15 protein-coding genes and 2 pseudogenes are annotated in these 16,071 nt (G+C 59.1%); 9 read left to right on the top strand and 8 right to left on the bottom strand.

The genetic code is table 11. The features are described 5' to 3' along the window. Positions 1–8: 8 nt before the first annotated feature. From RGCCGE502_RS15450 to RGCCGE502_RS15460, 3 genes are all read left to right on the top strand, one after another. Entirely contained in the window at positions 9–1,205 is a 1,197-nt protein-coding gene (locus RGCCGE502_RS15450; RefSeq protein WP_016555105.1) for an amidohydrolase, read from the top strand. Then, positions 1,195–2,031, top strand: a complete 837-nt coding sequence (locus tag RGCCGE502_RS15455) for an amidohydrolase family protein (protein ID WP_016555106.1) — start codon at positions 1,195–1,197, stop codon at positions 2,029–2,031. Before RGCCGE502_RS15450 ends, RGCCGE502_RS15455 begins: the two co-directional genes overlap by 11 nt. 146 nt (positions 2,032–2,177) lie before the next feature. Continuing rightward, entirely contained in the window at positions 2,178–2,894 is a 717-nt protein-coding gene (locus RGCCGE502_RS15460) for a GntR family transcriptional regulator (protein WP_016555107.1), read from the top strand. A gap of 73 nt (positions 2,895–2,967) precedes the next feature. Here RGCCGE502_RS15460 and RGCCGE502_RS34505 read toward each other — a convergent pair whose 3' ends face one another. The 5 genes and pseudogenes from RGCCGE502_RS34505 to RGCCGE502_RS15485 all read right to left on the bottom strand — a co-directional run. Further along, a complete protein-coding gene (locus RGCCGE502_RS34505) occupies positions 2,968–3,852 on the bottom strand; it encodes a DUF2971 domain-containing protein (protein ID WP_016555108.1) in 885 nt (294 codons plus the stop codon). A gap of 136 nt (positions 3,853–3,988) precedes the next feature. Next, the gene (locus tag RGCCGE502_RS15470) at positions 3,989–5,035 is read right to left on the bottom strand and encodes an AI-2E family transporter (protein ID WP_016555109.1); all 1,047 of its coding nucleotides are present in this window, start codon (positions 5,033–5,035) and stop codon (positions 3,989–3,991) included. Between the two features lie 14 nt (positions 5,036–5,049). Further along, positions 5,050–6,489 (bottom strand): metal-dependent hydrolase family protein, encoded by a 1,440-nt coding sequence (locus tag RGCCGE502_RS15475; protein ID WP_016555110.1) that lies wholly within the window; start codon positions 6,487–6,489, stop codon positions 5,050–5,052. 343 nt (positions 6,490–6,832) lie between these two features. Continuing rightward, positions 6,833–7,312, bottom strand: a complete 480-nt coding sequence (locus tag RGCCGE502_RS15480; RefSeq protein WP_016555111.1) for a BON domain-containing protein — start codon at positions 7,310–7,312, stop codon at positions 6,833–6,835. 65 nt (positions 7,313–7,377) lie between these two features. Next, positions 7,378–7,680: pseudogene (locus RGCCGE502_RS15485) on the bottom strand (anti-sigma factor family protein); the annotation flags it as partial. Between the two features lie 13 nt (positions 7,681–7,693). Here RGCCGE502_RS15485 and RGCCGE502_RS15490 point away from each other — a divergent pair. Continuing rightward, the gene (locus RGCCGE502_RS15490) at positions 7,694–8,341 is read left to right on the top strand and encodes an MBL fold metallo-hydrolase (RefSeq protein ID WP_016555113.1); all 648 of its coding nucleotides are present in this window, start codon (positions 7,694–7,696) and stop codon (positions 8,339–8,341) included. Positions 8,342–8,360: 19 nt separating this feature from the next. After that, positions 8,361–8,813 carry a tetratricopeptide repeat protein gene (locus RGCCGE502_RS15495; RefSeq protein WP_016555114.1) on the top strand — a complete coding sequence of 151 codons (453 nt, stop codon included), beginning with the start codon at positions 8,361–8,363 and terminating at the stop codon, positions 8,811–8,813. 90 nt (positions 8,814–8,903) lie between these two features. Here the strand turns inward: RGCCGE502_RS15495 and RGCCGE502_RS15500 are convergent, their stop codons facing one another. Genes RGCCGE502_RS15500 through RGCCGE502_RS15510 form a run of 3 tightly spaced genes read right to left on the bottom strand, consistent with a single transcriptional unit; the run spans position 8,904 to position 11,695 of the window. Further along, positions 8,904–9,839, bottom strand: a complete 936-nt coding sequence (locus RGCCGE502_RS15500; RefSeq protein WP_016555115.1) for a DUF2950 domain-containing protein — start codon at positions 9,837–9,839, stop codon at positions 8,904–8,906. 34 nt (positions 9,840–9,873) lie between these two features. Further along, positions 9,874–11,334: a DUF3300 domain-containing protein gene (locus RGCCGE502_RS15505; RefSeq protein ID WP_016555116.1), complete on the bottom strand. Its 1,461-nt coding sequence runs from the start codon at positions 11,332–11,334 to the stop codon at positions 9,874–9,876. Between the two features lie 46 nt (positions 11,335–11,380). Further along, a complete protein-coding gene (locus RGCCGE502_RS15510) occupies positions 11,381–11,695 on the bottom strand; it encodes a hypothetical protein (protein WP_016555117.1) in 315 nt (104 codons plus the stop codon). A 299-nt stretch (positions 11,696–11,994) separates the two neighbouring features. Between RGCCGE502_RS15510 and RGCCGE502_RS39190 the strand changes: the two are divergent. From RGCCGE502_RS39190 to RGCCGE502_RS15525, 4 genes and pseudogenes are all read left to right on the top strand, one after another. Further along, a pseudogene (locus RGCCGE502_RS39190) lies at positions 11,995–12,063 on the top strand (DUF3302 domain-containing protein); the annotation flags it as partial. 181 nt (positions 12,064–12,244) lie between these two features. Then, a complete protein-coding gene (locus tag RGCCGE502_RS15515; RefSeq protein WP_040674644.1) occupies positions 12,245–13,933 on the top strand; it encodes a SulP family inorganic anion transporter in 1,689 nt (562 codons plus the stop codon). Between the two features lie 34 nt (positions 13,934–13,967). After that, on the top strand, positions 13,968–14,804 hold the full coding sequence (ppk2, locus tag RGCCGE502_RS15520; RefSeq protein WP_016555119.1) for a polyphosphate kinase 2: 837 nt from the start codon (positions 13,968–13,970) through the stop codon (positions 14,802–14,804). Positions 14,805–14,857: 53 nt separating this feature from the next. Then, on the top strand, positions 14,858–15,997 hold the full coding sequence (locus RGCCGE502_RS15525; RefSeq protein ID WP_016555120.1) for an AI-2E family transporter: 1,140 nt from the start codon (positions 14,858–14,860) through the stop codon (positions 15,995–15,997). Positions 15,998–16,071 lie beyond the last annotated feature (74 nt).

Consider the following 16,071-nt stretch of genomic DNA (forward strand, 5'->3'; position numbering starts at 1 on the left):
AGACGACCGTGACCGCAGACATTCTTATTCGCAACGTCAGACCATTCGGTGGCGAACCGACTGACCTTTATATCCGTGACGGTTGGTTTGCGGAGAACCCCACGCAGAAGCCGGCGATTGAAATCGACGGGAGCGGCCACATCGCGCTGCCCGGTCTTGTCGAGGCGCACACCCACCTGGACAAGACGCTGGTCGGCATGGACTGGTTCGAGAATCGCGTCGGCCCGACCCGCAACGACCGGATTCTGGCCGACCGGCGCGCCAAGCAGGAGCTTGGCATTGATGCACGCCGCCAGTCTGCACGCCAGATCATGCAGACTTTGGCGTTCGGGGTCATGCACATCCGAAGCCATGTCGACGTGGACACGGAAATCGGCATCGCCAACATCGAGGGCGTCATCGAAACCCGCGACAGGCTCAAGGACCTTGTCGACGTGCAGATTGTCGCCTTCCCGCAAAGCGGCATGCTGGTTCGCGAGGGCACGCTTGCGCTGATGGAAGAAGCGCTGAAAGCCGGCGCCGACGTCGTCGGCGGGATCGATCCGGCAAGCATCGATCGTGATCCGGTGCGCCATCTCGACGCAATCTTCGCGCTTGCCGAACGCTATCAGAAGCCGATCGACATTCATTTGCATGAACCGGGAGATTTGGGGGCGTTTTGCCTCGAGCTGATCCTGGAGCGTACGCGCGCACTTTCCCTGCAGGGCCGGGTAATGGTGAGCCACGCCTATTGCCTCGGCATGCTGGACGGCCAGCGGCAGCGTTCGCTCATCGATGCGTTGGCAGCGGAGCGTATAGCGGTGATGACAGTCGGAAGCCCGTCGGCGCCGGCGTTGCCGCTCCGCATCCTGCGGCAGTCCGGTGTTGTCATGGCCTCCGGCTCCGACGGTATTCAGGGCACGTGGGAGCCGTGGGGCAACGGCGACATGCTGGAGCGCGCCAAATATCTAGCCCAGCGCAACGGCATGACCAACGACGCAGACCTCAGCGACGCCGCGAACATCTGCACTTTCGGTGGCGCCGAAGGAATCGGGTTGACGGATTACGGCCTGTCTGCTGGCTGCCGGGGTGACCTCATGCTCGTTAAGGCCCGAACGCTCGCCGAAGCGGTCGCACTGACGCCGCAGAACCGCACGGTCATCCGTCGCGGACGGGTCGTCGTGCGTGACGGCGTGATGAGCGAGGAACTGCGGAATGTCGAATGACGCATGGAAGACCAAAGAGGCCGGACAGACGCTTTTGACTGCACGCTGGGTCGTCGGGCACGAGAACGGCCGCCATGTCCTTTTCGAGAACGGCGAAGTCGTCTACGAGAATGGCCGAATCGTATTTGTCGGGCACCACTACAGAGGCCCGGTCGCCCGCCGCATCGACCACGGCATGGCGCTCATCGGCCCGGGCTTTGTCGACCTTGACGCGCTTTCGGATCTCGACACCGGCGTGCTTGGCCTCGTCATCGCCGGCTCCGGCGCAACATTGGTCCACTGTCCCCTGGTGATGGCAAGACACGGAGCCGCCCTCGACCATTTTTCCCGCCTCCGCGGGAGCGGTTTGCGGATCGGCATGGGCACCGACACCTGGCCACCCGACATGATCTTGAACATGCAGTTCGGCCTGATGCTCGGTCGCGTAATGGCAGGCGAGATCGACACCCCGAAGTCGGCCGACCTCTATGATGCGGCAACAATCGGCGGCGCCGACGCACTTCACCGCCCTGATCTTGGGCGGCTGCAACCGGGAGCCGCGGCGGATATCGTCGTCATCGACCTGTCGAACGATCGGCTCGGACAGATCATCGACCCCATCGCCTGCCTCTTGACGTCCGCATGCGGGCGCGACGTTCACACCGTGATCATCAGCGGGCGCACAGTGATGGCGGAAGGCCGAATCCCGGGCTTCGATTTCGAGGCGGCACATCAGCGTGCGCAGGCGCAGTTTGAGCGCCTCGTTGCACGCTATCCCGAGCGAACCTGGCGTCATCCCTCCGTCAACAAGATCTTTCCTCCGACCTATCGGAGGCTACGGGCATGAAAAACGATGGGATCATTGGGATGAGCGAGGACAATCCTGCCGTTCCATGCCTTTACGTGTTCGACGACACAGTGGTAGCGTCCCCATTCTCTGGGTCTGCAAACACTTTACGTCATTGCACGCTTGGATTTTAGATTAGGACAGTCATGGCCTCGACACTTCGGGATAAGAACCAGAAATCGGCGGTATCCAAATCGGACGCCGTCTACCGCACCTTGAAGCGTGCGATCCTCGATCAGGCGCTTGCGGCCGGCACAAAGCTGCCGGAGGACTCGATCGGCGAGCGGCTCGGTGTAAGCCGCACCATCGTCAGGCAAGCGCTCGCCCGGCTGAACGGCGAAGGCCTGATCGAGTTGCGCCCCCACAAGGGCGCGTGCGTGGCACAGCCCAGTCTCGAGGACGCTCGCCATATCTTTGCCGTCCGTCAGTCGCTCGAAACACTGGTCGTCGACACGTTGATCGGAAAATTGACCCCGCAGCAGATCCGACAGCTCGAAGCCCATGTGGATGCGGAAGGCGCGGCACGCACCAACAACACGTCGGCGTCCATCCAGCTGGCGGGCGAATTTCACGTGCTGCTGGCCAAGCTGACGGAAAACGACGTGCTCCTGCGCTACGTCACCGAACTGGTTTCGCGCTCATCGCTGATCCTGTCGCTATACGGACGCCCGCATTCGCCTGACTGCGCGGTGTCTGAACATCGGGAACTGATCGCCGCCCTCGACAAGGGTGAGCGGGAACATGCGTGCGAGCTCATGCGGCATCATATCGATGCCATCACCACTCGGGCGCTGCTCAAGGGCAACTCGGAGAAGGATTTCCCCGATTTGCTTGCGGCGTATGCGAGGGAAGAGGGATTGTAAGGCAGGCAAGGCGCCAGTGCGGAATGGTTCAAAAGCCGTCACCGCCCGCGATCATATCCAGAAGAAAGTGCGACTAGAGCGAACGGTATGGAATCTCTGACGGCCTTGAAGCCTCAATGGTCAAGTGCTTGGCGGCGATCGAAGCCGCCTGGAGGATTCGCTCCTTCTGCAGGCTCGGGCCGGCAATCAAGGTGTCAATTCCGATGTTCGTTCGTCCGCGATCATCTTGCCCCAGATCGAGGTCGACCTCGAAGTACGGCACCAGCATCGTTGCCGTCCCGCGGACTTTCACAGACTCATGGTCGACCGGCACAAACTTGGAAATAATGCGCCATTCGCACTCCTCACGAAACGAAGGATCCTTGAACGCACAGGCGAGTTGTTGGTAGCGGGTGACGATCTGGTTTGCCAATTCCTCGACCCGCTCATTGTCCAAGGCAGTGGTGGCATCGATCGCCGTTAAGGAGTGATCTATGAACTCCTTGGCGAGTGCGGCTTTCTGGCTCTGCTCATAGATGCATTTGATGAGGCGGAAGCCCGACCGCTCCGCGATCTTTTGCAGTTCGCGGACCAAAAATCCCAGACATACGCCTCCTCCAACACCATATCCCCTCCACTGGCCGAGCAGATCGTCGTCCTCCGCAAAGGATGCCGTGTAGACATATCCCTGCTTGAAGTAGTCAACGAGAGAGGCGACCCGAAGCAATACGGCCCGATGTCCAGCGGACGCGTCCTTTGCACGGGTCTCGGCTTCTGTTTTCAGGTAGCCAAGGCCATAGACGAACTCCTCTGAATCATTGAGGTAATGAATATTTGTCGCCCACATCATTTTCGAGCCTACAATACCGAGAAAGCCCTGAAGCGTTGTGTAGTGGAAGAGACGCGGCTGCAATGTTGCTGTGGCCCTCCCGGTGGATTCCGGCAAAAGGGCAAGGTGACTTTCGATCAGGTTTGGCATAGGTCGCGCTCCGTTAAGGCAGAACCACGCTACTCGTCTACAATACAGATAGGTCTCCGCCTATCACCGGCGAACCCACCGGTTGATCTTCCGGCGACGATCAAGACACCTCAAGACCCGATCGCCAAATCCTACCCTACGGCGGTGCCGGGTTACCGTCGCGGCCCGTTCCAAACAGCTCAACGACCCACCGACTTGAGGGGTGGTGACGACAAAACGTCAGCAAGGCGATCGAGATCGGCACGCCAATGAACGCGCCGAATACTCCCCAGAGATAGCCCCAGGCGAATACTGAAAACAACACGATAACAGGAGAAAGAGACAGCGCACTGCCTGAGACGCGTGGCTCGATGTAGCTACCGACGGCGAACTGTATGAGATTAAGCCCGATGAAGACTGCCAATACCGACTGCCAACTGTCGAATTGGATAAGGGCAAACATCGTGGGAAACAGCGTTGCCACGAGCGGACCAACAAACGGGATGTAGTTAAGCGCGAACGCTATGATACCCCATTCTTCGGCTAGGGGCAGACCGAGTGTGCGTGTGAAGATCCAGACAAGCAGACCGGTTGCGATGCTCATCACCGTCCTGATTGACATGTAGCGGCGAAGTTTCTGTGCTGTTTCTCGGCTCCCGTTCAGTAGGAGCTCTCTCGCCGACTGGCTTCGCATCGCGGCAATCCTGCGGGCAAAATCCTCGACCTCCATCATCCCAAGCACAACATATGTCAGCGCGATGAGCCAGAAGCTCAGGGCGCTGTTGACGTGGCTGCTCACAGTCTGGACGGCGCGTAGAATGGAGGCCGTTGAAAAGCTATCGACCGAGAGCACCGCAACGCCTATGCCCTTGTCCTCTAGCCAGGCGCGGATTTCTTCATAGTGCTGCTGGAAGCGGGAGGCATCGGCTATGACCCACCGCCCCACCTGCCCGAAGGACCAGGCCACGATCCACGCGAACACCACAAAGGCCAACACGACAACAAGCAGGCTCACAAGGAGCGCAATGTAGCGTGGAACGATCCGTTGCATCTTCTGCTGTACAGGCCAGAGAAGAGCAATCACCAAGAGGGCAAACGTCAGCGGGGCAAGGACCGTCCTTGCCATCGGCAGCATTGCAAGGACGAGAAGTACCGCAATCAGAACCCAGGTTGCGGAAACCGCCCTCTCGCTACTTGCCCGCATCGCTTCCTCGTAGCCTAGAGTGTGTTCTTGAATATCCGTCCGTCCTTGATGACGACACTCAGATTCTTTTGCGGATCTTCGATCATATGCAGGTCATCAAGCGGATTGCCGTCCCAAACCAGGATATCGGCAAACGCCCCTTCTTCGATAACGCCGAGTTTGCCGCCATATGGCGTCCGCAGATTTGAAAGCGCCAGAAGGTCCGCATTGCCGGACGTCGCCATGCGCAAAGCCTCGGCATTGGTATACCAGTTGGCAAGATGGGTCAGCATGGTATTCTGGCGAGGCGTCAGCGCCGGAGAAAAGAGCACATCGGAACCCCAGGCGGTCCTGATGCCATGTTTCTTCGCAAACTCGTAGATCTTAGGGGTTCCGGCAAATAGCTGCTTGATGCGCTCCGCACCCGGGCCAGTTTGTGAGGCCGCATCGTCCATGGTCAGGAAAGGCTGCGTGCTCAGCCAGACGTTCTTGTCCACGAACATCCTTGCCGTGTCTTCATCCATCAGATGCGCATGCTCGACACACGCCGCTCCGCCGACGAGGGCGCGCTGCACTGTCTTCGGTGCGTAAGCGTGAACGGTGACGTAAGTATTCCAGTCCCGCGCCACATCGACTGCCGCCCGAATTTCGTCCTCGCTGAAAGTGGTCATGTCTAGAGGACTGCGGGGCGACGAAACGCCTCCCCCTCCGACGAGCTTGATCTGTGAGGCGCCCTGGAGAAGCTGTTCACGCACGCGTCGTTTCAGGTCGCCTACATCGTCGACAATAGCCGAGCTACCCATCATTTCACTGAGGCTGAGCTGACCATCGCGTGCAGGTATTTCGAATGGCATGCGCAGGTCGGCGTGACCGCCGGACGTTGTAATCATCGCCCCTGAGGGGAAAATTCGAGGTCCCGGAATAATGCCTTCATCGATTGCCTTCTTGAAGGTAAAGACAGGCCCGCCCAGGTCCCGCACGGTCGTGAAGCCTCGCATCAAGGTGCGCTCTGCTTCAGCCGTTGAAGACGCAAAAACGATGCCTGGATCCCCGACCATCAATGTTTGCAGCGGCACCGCAGCATATATCGTGTGCCAATGCGCATCGATCATACCTGGCATCAGAACGCGGTCACTGCATTCCAAGATCGTTGCATCGGAAGGCGGTGCGCCGTTGGTTTTATCGATGGCAGAGATCTTGTTGCCTTCGATCAGCACCTGAACGCCTGTCTGCAGTGTATCCGACTTGCCATCGAACAGTCGCACCTGAGTAAGAAGTAGTCGGGACGGTGGCGGCGTCTGTGCACTACCCACGCCGGGAAGCATCCCGGCAACCGTTGCCGATCCGATCCCGGCCAGAAAGTTTCGTCGCGAGTAGTCGCTGAGATAGCCAGATCGTCGCTGCAGAAACGGGTTTGCGCAGCCGCAACCGGCGTCATGAACAAGGTGTCGATACTTTCTGCCCAATCGGAACATTCGCATTCCTCGTAACCAGCGGCACCCCCACTATGGCTAGGAACCTAACATTGTATATGAGCGGACGCTACACCGTGAGTGGCGCAGCCTAGTCTCGAAGATGCCGCGATATCTTTGCCGATCGTCACGCGCCTGAACGCTGGTTATTTGAATCGTCAACTTGACAGCGGAACAAAACCGCCAGCGCCATCTCCATGTAGACGTGCAGGAGACGGCGTGTCGGCAAGACGTTGGCCGACATCAGGATTGTAGAAAGACCAAGGCCAACTCATGAACGCCTGGGGAAGGCGTCCATTTGACTGACTAACAAAGGCAAGCGATCGCAAGCCCAACTGCCGTTGTGTCAATCGTCAGTGGGAATATGCGAGTCGACCCCGGTTGTTTCGATCTTGTTACGGACATGATGCACACCATCGACCGCAAGCGCGGCGAGCTCGACTTTCCGGGCCATTCCGATTGTTTCGACCTCTCCTTCGAGGGTTACGACATGGCCATCTGCATGAACCTCAATACCGCCGACATCAACGTCGGGGATGTTCTCCAGGTTTTCCGCCACTTTCGCTTCCAGCTCATCGCTGTCGTCGCGGTCGATCATTCCGGGGCGCAACGAGTCCTTGAGAGGATTCTCGTTGCCATCCTCATCGACTCCATCCACCCGGAAGCCGCTGTTGGTGTCTCGCCCAGAAGCTTCGCCATAGGCACCGTTTGCCGAATCGGCGCCTTTCTCTCCCTTGTCGGCATAAGGCCAGCCGTCATCGATATTGCGCTCCTCAAAATCGCGATAATCTTCTTCACGCGACAGTTCTTTATCCTTCGCAGGCATGATGATCTCCGTCGGTTGAGCTTCTGGGAGAAACTCATCGGCCCGGAAATGGTTCAGGGACGGTGTTACTCCGCGCCGACGTGCGTCGACGCCCTAAACAATCTCTCGAACTCGGCAAGATCGCCGGACGCGACGTCGGAGATCGCCCAGAAGGCGAGACCGCCGTCCGACTACAAAGCCATGTTGTATCCATCAAGCACATTTGCGGCCTGCATGGACGACACAGCCGGCCAGATGAAGAGGTTGATCACGTGCCCATGACGTCGGAAAACAAGGGCAGCGACGGCTCGACCGCCAATGTAGTCGACACGCCCCCCGACCAACGGGAAGCCGTCCTTTGAAAGATCGGTGACCGGTGGCGAAAAATCGGAAGGCATGCTCATGCTCACCATGTCACGTCGCGCTGTCCTGGGATCGGCAGCCGCCGCTGCGGCCTTCGGCCTCTCGTCGAAGCTCGAATTCGTCCTGCCGGCGCTCGGCGCAACACCGCTCGAGCCAGCAGTCGGCTTGTACAAATACAAGGTCGGCGATGTTGAGGTCACGGCGATCTATGACGGAATCTGGAAAAAACCGCACGATCCGAAGTTCATCAAGAATGCCTCGATCGATGACACCAGACAGGAACTCTCAAACGCGGGGCTCACCACCGAATTCATGCCGATTCCACTGACGGTCGTCGTCCTGAAGCTCGGCGATCATCTTGTCATGATGGATGCCGGCTCCGGCGTCGGCCAATGGCAAAGCAATGCCACGCACCTGCCGGCAAACATGGCTGCCGCCGGCATCGACAAGCAACTGCTCGTCTCCGCCGACATAATGTACGTGCCGGCGCTGCTCGCTCCCCATCCCGAATGGCAGGGCAGCTACGATCAGGACGGGCCAATGGCAATCGATACGCGCCGTCGCCTCATCGACCGCGTTATCGCCGACGACATCGCCATTTGCGGATCGCACTTCCCCTTCCCTGGCTCAGGCACCTTCGTCAAGGACGGAAGCGCCTACGGCTTTACTCCGACAATCCACGCCTAAAGGCTCAAAGGAGACCAACATGAAACACATGCTCTCAAGCTTCGCCCACTTCTGCGCTGCAGCCGTCTACCTTACGACATTCCCGGCCTTTGCTGTCGACAACATCGAATCCACGACGGCTCCTGACCTGACCTCGGTACGTGCCAAGATTGAAGCCAGGAACTATGCTGGCGCCCTCGCCGAGCTTCGCGACCTCGCCGACAACAACCAGCAGGCCGATGTTTACAATCTGATGGGATTCACGCTTCGCAAGACCGGCGACTACAGGACATCGCTGACCTATTATACGAAGGCACTGGAGCTGCAGCCCGACCACAAGGCGGCACGCGAATATCTCGGCGAGCTCTATGTCGAAACAGGCGATCTACCCAAGGCCGAGGAGCAGGTGGCATTGTTGAAGCAGCTCTGCCCGGGCGGTTGCGAAGAGCTCGAAGACCTACAAAAGGCGATCAGTACGAAGAACGGTAACTGACCCATCAAACGAGCATGAGAGCGGGCGGACAAGCCGCCTGCTTTCGGGATTGCGAATGGGACGGGCGCGTGCTCCGTAGTTCTGCGCGTTTCAGTCCCGTACGACCGTCCAGTTATCGTCAGGGTTGAACTCTTTGATCGCCGCGGCGCGCTGTTCGGTCTCCGGTCCGAGATCGCGCTGATAGACAATGTTGGCACCGTTGACGATAAACGTCTGAACCCCGGTCACACGATACGAGACTGGCCAGGCGATCAACGCAAAGCCGCCCGTCATGTTGCCGTTGACGATGTAGCTCTGCTTTCCACCGATCACGTTGGGGCCCTGGGCTGTCAGGATGCGATAGCGATAGCCGTAATAGCCTTCTCCACGCTTTGCCTTGCTGAAGGCGGCGGTTTCTACCAGCGGCCCGGCCGGGCTTTCTTCGTCAAAGGCACCCGGCTCCCAGTAGAGGCCGTCACGTTGTCCCGGAGTGCTGATCAGCTTTTGTGCGAATTCGAAGAGACCGTCCTCGTCCTCGTCGATTTGCGCGTAGGCGTACTGGGCATTCACATAGTCATGCATGGTCTGGATCGTCGAGAGTTCATTCTGGCCAACGCGTCGATTGATGATCTCCTGCAGGCCGACTTCCGTATCGAATGCCCATTTGCCGTCCTTGTTCTTCGACAGGGGAAAGGGCAGCGGCCACAGGATGTCACCAATCAGAACAACCTTTCGATCTCCGACGTCCTGCAATTTCAGTTGTCGTGCAGCACCCTCACGGATCGTTGCGTAACTTATCATCGCCTCGTTGCTGGCCTGCAGCTTGGCCGCATCTAGCCCGAGAAGTTTGGCCAGGCCATCAAGGTCATTGGAGCCCAACACGGTCTTGAGTTGTTCAAGCGCCGCTGCTGGGTCATCGAAAGCCGGCGGCGTGCCGGCCTCGAATTCCTGAAGATTCGTCTGACCCTGGGACATCGATGGGGCCGCCCAGGCCAGGGAGAGAGCCGTTCCGAGCAACAGCGGGATCAATTTCAACTGTAGTCTCATGGTTTATCTCCGGAAATCTGAATAGCTGGACACCCTATCGCCGACCGCCGCCGCCGCGACCGCCGCCCCCACGACCACCACCACCACGGCCGCCGCCGCCATGGGGAATCGGGCGCGAGCGTTGGGCAGAGGGACGTGGACCACCGCGCTGACCGCCGCCCATGCTCTGTCCGCCTCGCTTGGAAGCCACCGCCTCACGCCGACCGGATTGGACATTGCCGAGGGCGCTCGATTGGCGCGAACGGTTGTCGGGCCGCGCGGCCATCTTCGGTGCACTTGACCTGTTCTTTGCTGCCGGCTTTGACGGACGGTTGGCAGCGATACCCGGCCGATTGGCCGCATTCCCAGGACGTGCATCCGGACGATTGGCCGCGTTGCCTGGACGAGCATCCGGGCGCGACGCCCCTGGTCGGTTCGCGGCACGATCTCCTGCCCCGGGCCGCTGCTTCAGACCTTCCGCCGTGCTCTTGCGGATGTCGTCAGCGCGAGCGCTGACGTTTCTGGTTCCCTGTCCGCGATTTGCCTGCCGGTCGCTGACCTTGTTCTTCAGCTGATTGCGGTTGTCGGACTGCAGGCTGGATTTGATTGCCGAACGATCAATGTTCGCAAGTTGATTCCTGTCGATGTTCAGCTTGCTTCGATCGACCTTGGTCCAGTCGACGTCGTTCCAGTTGACCTTGCCGCTGAAATTCCGGTCGTTGAAGCAATTGTTGCAGTCGATATCGAGGTCGCCGCCCCAATTGCCGCCCCATACTCCCCAATCATCCCAGTTGACGATGGCCCCCCACGCAACGCCCGTCACTGCTGCCGCGAAGAACGCGGCGCCAGGATAGTAATAATTGTCGTAAGAGTTGGGATAGTACGAGATCGGCTCGACCGCATAGCCCGGCTGGTAGAGCATTTCGGGCGGATACTGCGGAATATAGATTTTCTCTGGATTGGTTGGCCGAATGACGACGTTCTCGTTCTCCGTCACGACCGTGATCTTGTCGTCCGTCTTGATGACGTTTTTCGCAACCGCTTCGTCACGAAGCTGCTGGATGGCAATCAGCACATCCTTCTGCTGGTTGGTAATCGCATCCCCGAGCGATTGCGTCCAATCGAGGTCTTCGCTCATCATCTTGACGATGTCGGGGTAATTCAGAAGCGAGATGACGCTTCCGTCCCAGTCATCCTTCGGCTTGAGGTTTGTGTCCTTTTTACTCGCCTCCAGGAAACGCTGCGCTTCGATAATCTGCACCGGAAACAGCGATGCCGCCGAGATCGCGGCTACCAACTCGTCCGGATAAAGCGCGATGCGAGCCACAAGCACTTCCATTTCGTCCTCGGAGAGGAGATCCGTCTCCGGCTGTGCCTGCGTGGGCGCGGTCGTCTCTGTCGCCACAGGCTTCGGCGTGGGCGTCGCAGTCTGCGAATAGACGGGCGGCACCGCCTGCATCGAGATGATTGCCAAGGCAGAAAGCCCCGCAAGCAGCTTGAAGGATCTTGCTTTCATCACGCATTGACCTCCTTGCATGAAACCTTCGATTGAATGTTCAGACTCATCGCAGCTTGGGCTTTGCCCGGCCCCATCGACTAAGTGTCACGATTTTCGATTGGGACAGCGCGTCGCCGATCTCGGCGACAAGCGCCTCGACAAGGCTCGCATATTCCTGGCGCCGAGCTTCCCTCACGTCATGCGGAAGACCGTCGACATTCGCCAACGTCTCGGCAGCGGCGGCCAGGTCTTCGCACATGCTGCGAAAGGTCTCGTTTGCGCGAAACAACTGCCGCACCCGCTCGACCTGCCCTGAAAAATGCGCCTCGGCGATCGCGAGCGCGGACAGTTCTGCCGAATTGCTTTCTTCCGACGTCATGCCGCCCCCCGCTGTCATAGTCGCGTCAAGCAGATGGCGGCATCATATAGTGTTTGCCCGGAGCGCAGGCGTAACTTACGCGATCCTACGGCGTAGCGCCCCTCGATCGACCTCGACATGGTTTTGCTTCCCGCCGACCAACCATGACAGCCTTCCAAGACCATTCATCGACGGCAATGGACCCTCGGCGATTCAATAGAGGTTACGCGATGCTACGGGTCTTTATGCCAAAGTGCGCCTAGTATTTCCTCCTCGGCTGTGACCGGATGGGCGCTGCAAACAGCCGAAAGGGAGGGACTGTGTTTCTCGACTGCTTTGCACTCGGGGTGTTGTTCTTCGTGGTGGTCACTCTCTTCTACGCGGTGATCGGTAGCTGTCTACACGCACTATTGGCACCATGTCGCGGTTCTTCGGAAGGTGTTGCTGCGCATGAGCAGCTGGATGAACTACGTCTTCCTGGAACACTGAAACGCATCAACCTTTCCGGCAGCCGCTTGCGTCTCGCGGCCGGGCAGACTCGGAGACTACAAAAAGATAAAGGAGCCCGAGGTGATAGGCAGCCTACCAATGTTGCGGGGCCTGGCCGGCTTCAACAAGGACTGGCTTCGTAGCGATATTCCGGCGGGGCTGTCGATCGCCGCGGTAGGTTTGCCGAGCGCCATCGCCTATCCCGCGATTGCCGGCCTGCCGCCGGAGACAGGCATCTATGCCAGCATCGTTGCTCCGATCGCTTACGCAATCTTCGGTCCCTCAAAGCTTCTGATCGTTGGCCCCGATGCCGCCACGATGACGGTTCTTGCAGCGGCAATGGCCGCGATCATTGCGGCCGAGCCTGCCGCGGCCAGTGTCGATCGCGTCGCTATCGCCTCGGCGCTCGCGATCGGCGTCGGTGTATTCTGCATTGCGGCAAAACTGCTGCGCCTCGGCGTCCTCGCGAGTTTCCTGTCACGCCCAATCTTGGTCGGCTTCTTTGCCGGGGTATCGCTGTCCATCCTGGTCGGGCAGATCAACCGTTTCACCGGAGTAAAGATCGAATCCGACGGTCTCCTTGCACCGGTCATCGAGATTCTCAGCAAGGCCGCCTTGATCCATTGGCCGTCACTTCTATTCGGCCTCTCCATGTTCGCGCTGCTCTGGATCGTGAGGGCTTTCGACCTCAAGATCCCGGGTCCTGTTCTCGTGGTTGTTGTTTCCGTCGTTCTCTCCGAGCTCTTCGACTTCCGCGGACACGGCATGGCCGTCGTAGGCGATATCCCAAGCGGCTTCCCGAGCTTTTCCCTGCCGGCAGTCCATCAGATGCCGATTACTCAACTCGTTCTTGGTTCAGCTGTGATCTTTCTGGTGAGCTTCGGCGCAGGCATCGTGACCGCGAGAAGCTTCGGATCGCGCACTGGTGAAGACGTCGATGCGAACCAGGAACTGATCGGCCTCGGCGCAGCCAACATTGCACCCGGTCTGTTCGGTTCATTTCCCATCAGCATGTCGGACTCGAGAACCGCCATAAATCTGTCGACCGGCGGCGTTTCCCAACTGGCGGGACTGGTCTCAGCCGCCACTCTGGTTGCAGCTCTTGTATTCCTCCACAGTGCCCTGCGGATCCTGCCGATCCCCGCGCTCGCTGCCATCCTTGCAACCGCAGCGATCAGCCTCATCGACGTTCAGGAACTCAAGAAGATCTGGCGCATCAGCCGCATGGAGTTCGTCTTTGCGCTCATCGCCATGTGGGGCGCAATCAGCTTCGGCGTCCTCAACGGCGTGATCGTCGCCGTGGCCGCTACCTTCGTCTACCTCCTGCGCAAGACGATGTTTCCGCGTGATGGCCTACTTGGCCACATTGAAGGTCGGCACGGCTTTTTTGACCTCGCCCGTTTCCCGGAAGCTCGTCCTGTCGAAGGCGCTGCCGTCTTCGCGATCCAGGGCAACATCCTATTCTACAACGCCGACTATGTACGCACGCGATTGACGACAGTGGCTAAGGAACTCGCCGCCGGAACCAAGTGCTTCGTTCTCGACGCCAGTGCCATCACGCACGTGGACAGCACCGGCGCCGTCGCACTCGATGCCGTGGCGGATGCCTTGGCGAAACGGGACATCGTCTTTGCCATCGCCGATCTCAGCCAGGAAAGCCGCGGCATCCTAGAGCGTGCCGGCGTCATCAAGAAGATCGGCACCCACAATCTTTTCAATGGTCGGGAAGAGGCGTTACGCGCGCTGATAGGCAATTCTGCAGAACAGTGAAAGTGCACGGCGACATAGAACAATGGAGGGAACGATGGACGAAGCATACGATGTGAAACAAGAGGCTCCAACGGAACGCAAAGGCAAGCAAAAGAAGGCCAAGTCCTGGGATTACGACAAGGAGATCAAGCGGCTGCAGATTGAACTGGCCCATCTGCAGGCATGGGTAAAGAAATCGGGCGCCCGGATCGTCATTATCTTCGAGGGCCGCGACGCTGCCGGCAAGGGCGGCATGATCAAGAGGATAACGGAAAAGGTCAGTCCGCGCGTATTCCGTGTCATTGCTTTGCCCGCGCCCACCGATCGCGAGAAATCCCAGATCTACATGCAGCGTTATATTGCGTATTTGCCGGCAGCCGGCGAGGTCGTTATCTTCGACCGCAGCTGGTACAACCGCGCGGGCGTTGATCGCGTGATGGGCTTCGCCAGCGAGAAGAAGGCGCAGCGCTTCCTCGAACTGGCGCCCCGCTTCGAGGCGGCCATTGTCGAAAGCGGCGTCATTCTGCTGAAGTACTTCCTGACTGTCAGCGAGGAAGAACAGGAACGCCGTTTCAAGCGCCGCATCGATGATCCGGTCAGACAGTGGAAGCTCAGCCCCATGGACGTGGAGTCCTACCAACGCTGGTGGGACTATACGCGGGCGTACGACGAGATGCTGCGGATGACAGACAGCAACCACGCTCCATGGTGGATCGTACCTTCCGACGACAAGGAGCGCGCCCGGATCAACTGCATCTCGCACATCCTGCAGTCGATCCCTTACGAGCGGGTAAAGTTCCAAGCACCGGATCTCGGCAAACGGCAGAAGCGACCGTCGAATTACGTGGAGGATCAGAGTCTTAGAAACACCGTGCCGGAGACGACGCGATGACGCCTGATCCATTCGGACATGCCCTGTCGAAACTCTTGGGATAGGCACACACGATGGAGCAACAGACGAGCGCGACCGCGATTGGAGCCAGTCCCGCGCAGATTTCGGTGGAGGCCCGGGTCAGCGACCTGGTTCGGATCGGCATCATTGGGCTCTTCGCCTATTGGAGCCTGCAGTTGATTGCGCCTTTCGCGCTGATCGTCATCTGGTCGGCGATCCTTGCGGTGGCGCTCTTTCCCTTGTTCAACGGCCTGTCCAAGCTGCTCGGGGATCGGCCCGTGCTTTCGGCCACGGTTATCGTCATCGCTTGCCTTGTGCTGATCATCGCACCGCTGGCGCTGGTCGCCGTCAATTTCGCTGACGCAACGCAGGCCCTCGTGGCTCAATTGAAGTCCGACAATTTCACCCTACCCGCGGCGCCGGAAGCAATACGCGGTTGGCCTGTGGTCGGCGAGCGCCTTTATGCCGGCTGGAACCAGGTGGCGGGCAATCTTGCTGCGGCGATCATGAAATTCCAGGCGCCTCTTCGCGAAGTGATGGGCGTTATCCTCGCCAAGCTTGCGTCGATCGGCGGAGGAGTGTTGAGCTTCGTTGCTTCCATCATTCTCTCCGGCATCTTCCTCACCATGTCTCCCCGCCTTGCGACAACCATTCAGGTATTGGCCGGTCGCATCGGCGGTGAGAGGGGTGTGGGCTTCGCGCGGCTGGCGGGATCGACCGTTCGCAACGTCTCGCGCGGCGTTATCGGTGTTGCACTGCTTCAGACACTCCTCTGCGGCCTGTGTTTCGCCTTTTTCGATATTCCGGCACGCGGAGCTCTTACTTTTCTCGTCTTCATGCTTTGCCTGATGCAACTCGGCCCCGGCCTCGTTCTTATCCCGGCCATCGTTTGGGCATGGTTCTCCTGGCCGGCATCGATGGCCTTTGCCTTCACGATCGTCGCAATCCCGATCACGGTCGTCGACAACGTCTTGAAGCCGATCCTGATGTCGCGGGGGCTATCAACGCCAATGCCGGTAATCCTCATCGGCGTTATCGGCGGAACCCTTTCCCATGGTCTGCTCGGTCTGTTCTTGGGGCCGATTGTCCTCAGCGTCTTCTACGAGCTTCTGCACGCCTGGGCCTGGCCTTCGGACGTACCGAATGAAGCGACGAGTTCTCCGGCGATCACGGCGGGCGCGAAAGCAGATTGAGACCGCATCTGCCGAGGTGATCCGCAGCAGGCGCCTCTATTGCATACTATCGATAAGCAACCATTTCAGGCTGG

Source organism: Rhizobium grahamii CCGE 502 (genome assembly GCF_000298315.2).
Classification (GTDB): Bacteria; Pseudomonadota; Alphaproteobacteria; order Rhizobiales; family Rhizobiaceae; genus Rhizobium; species Rhizobium grahamii.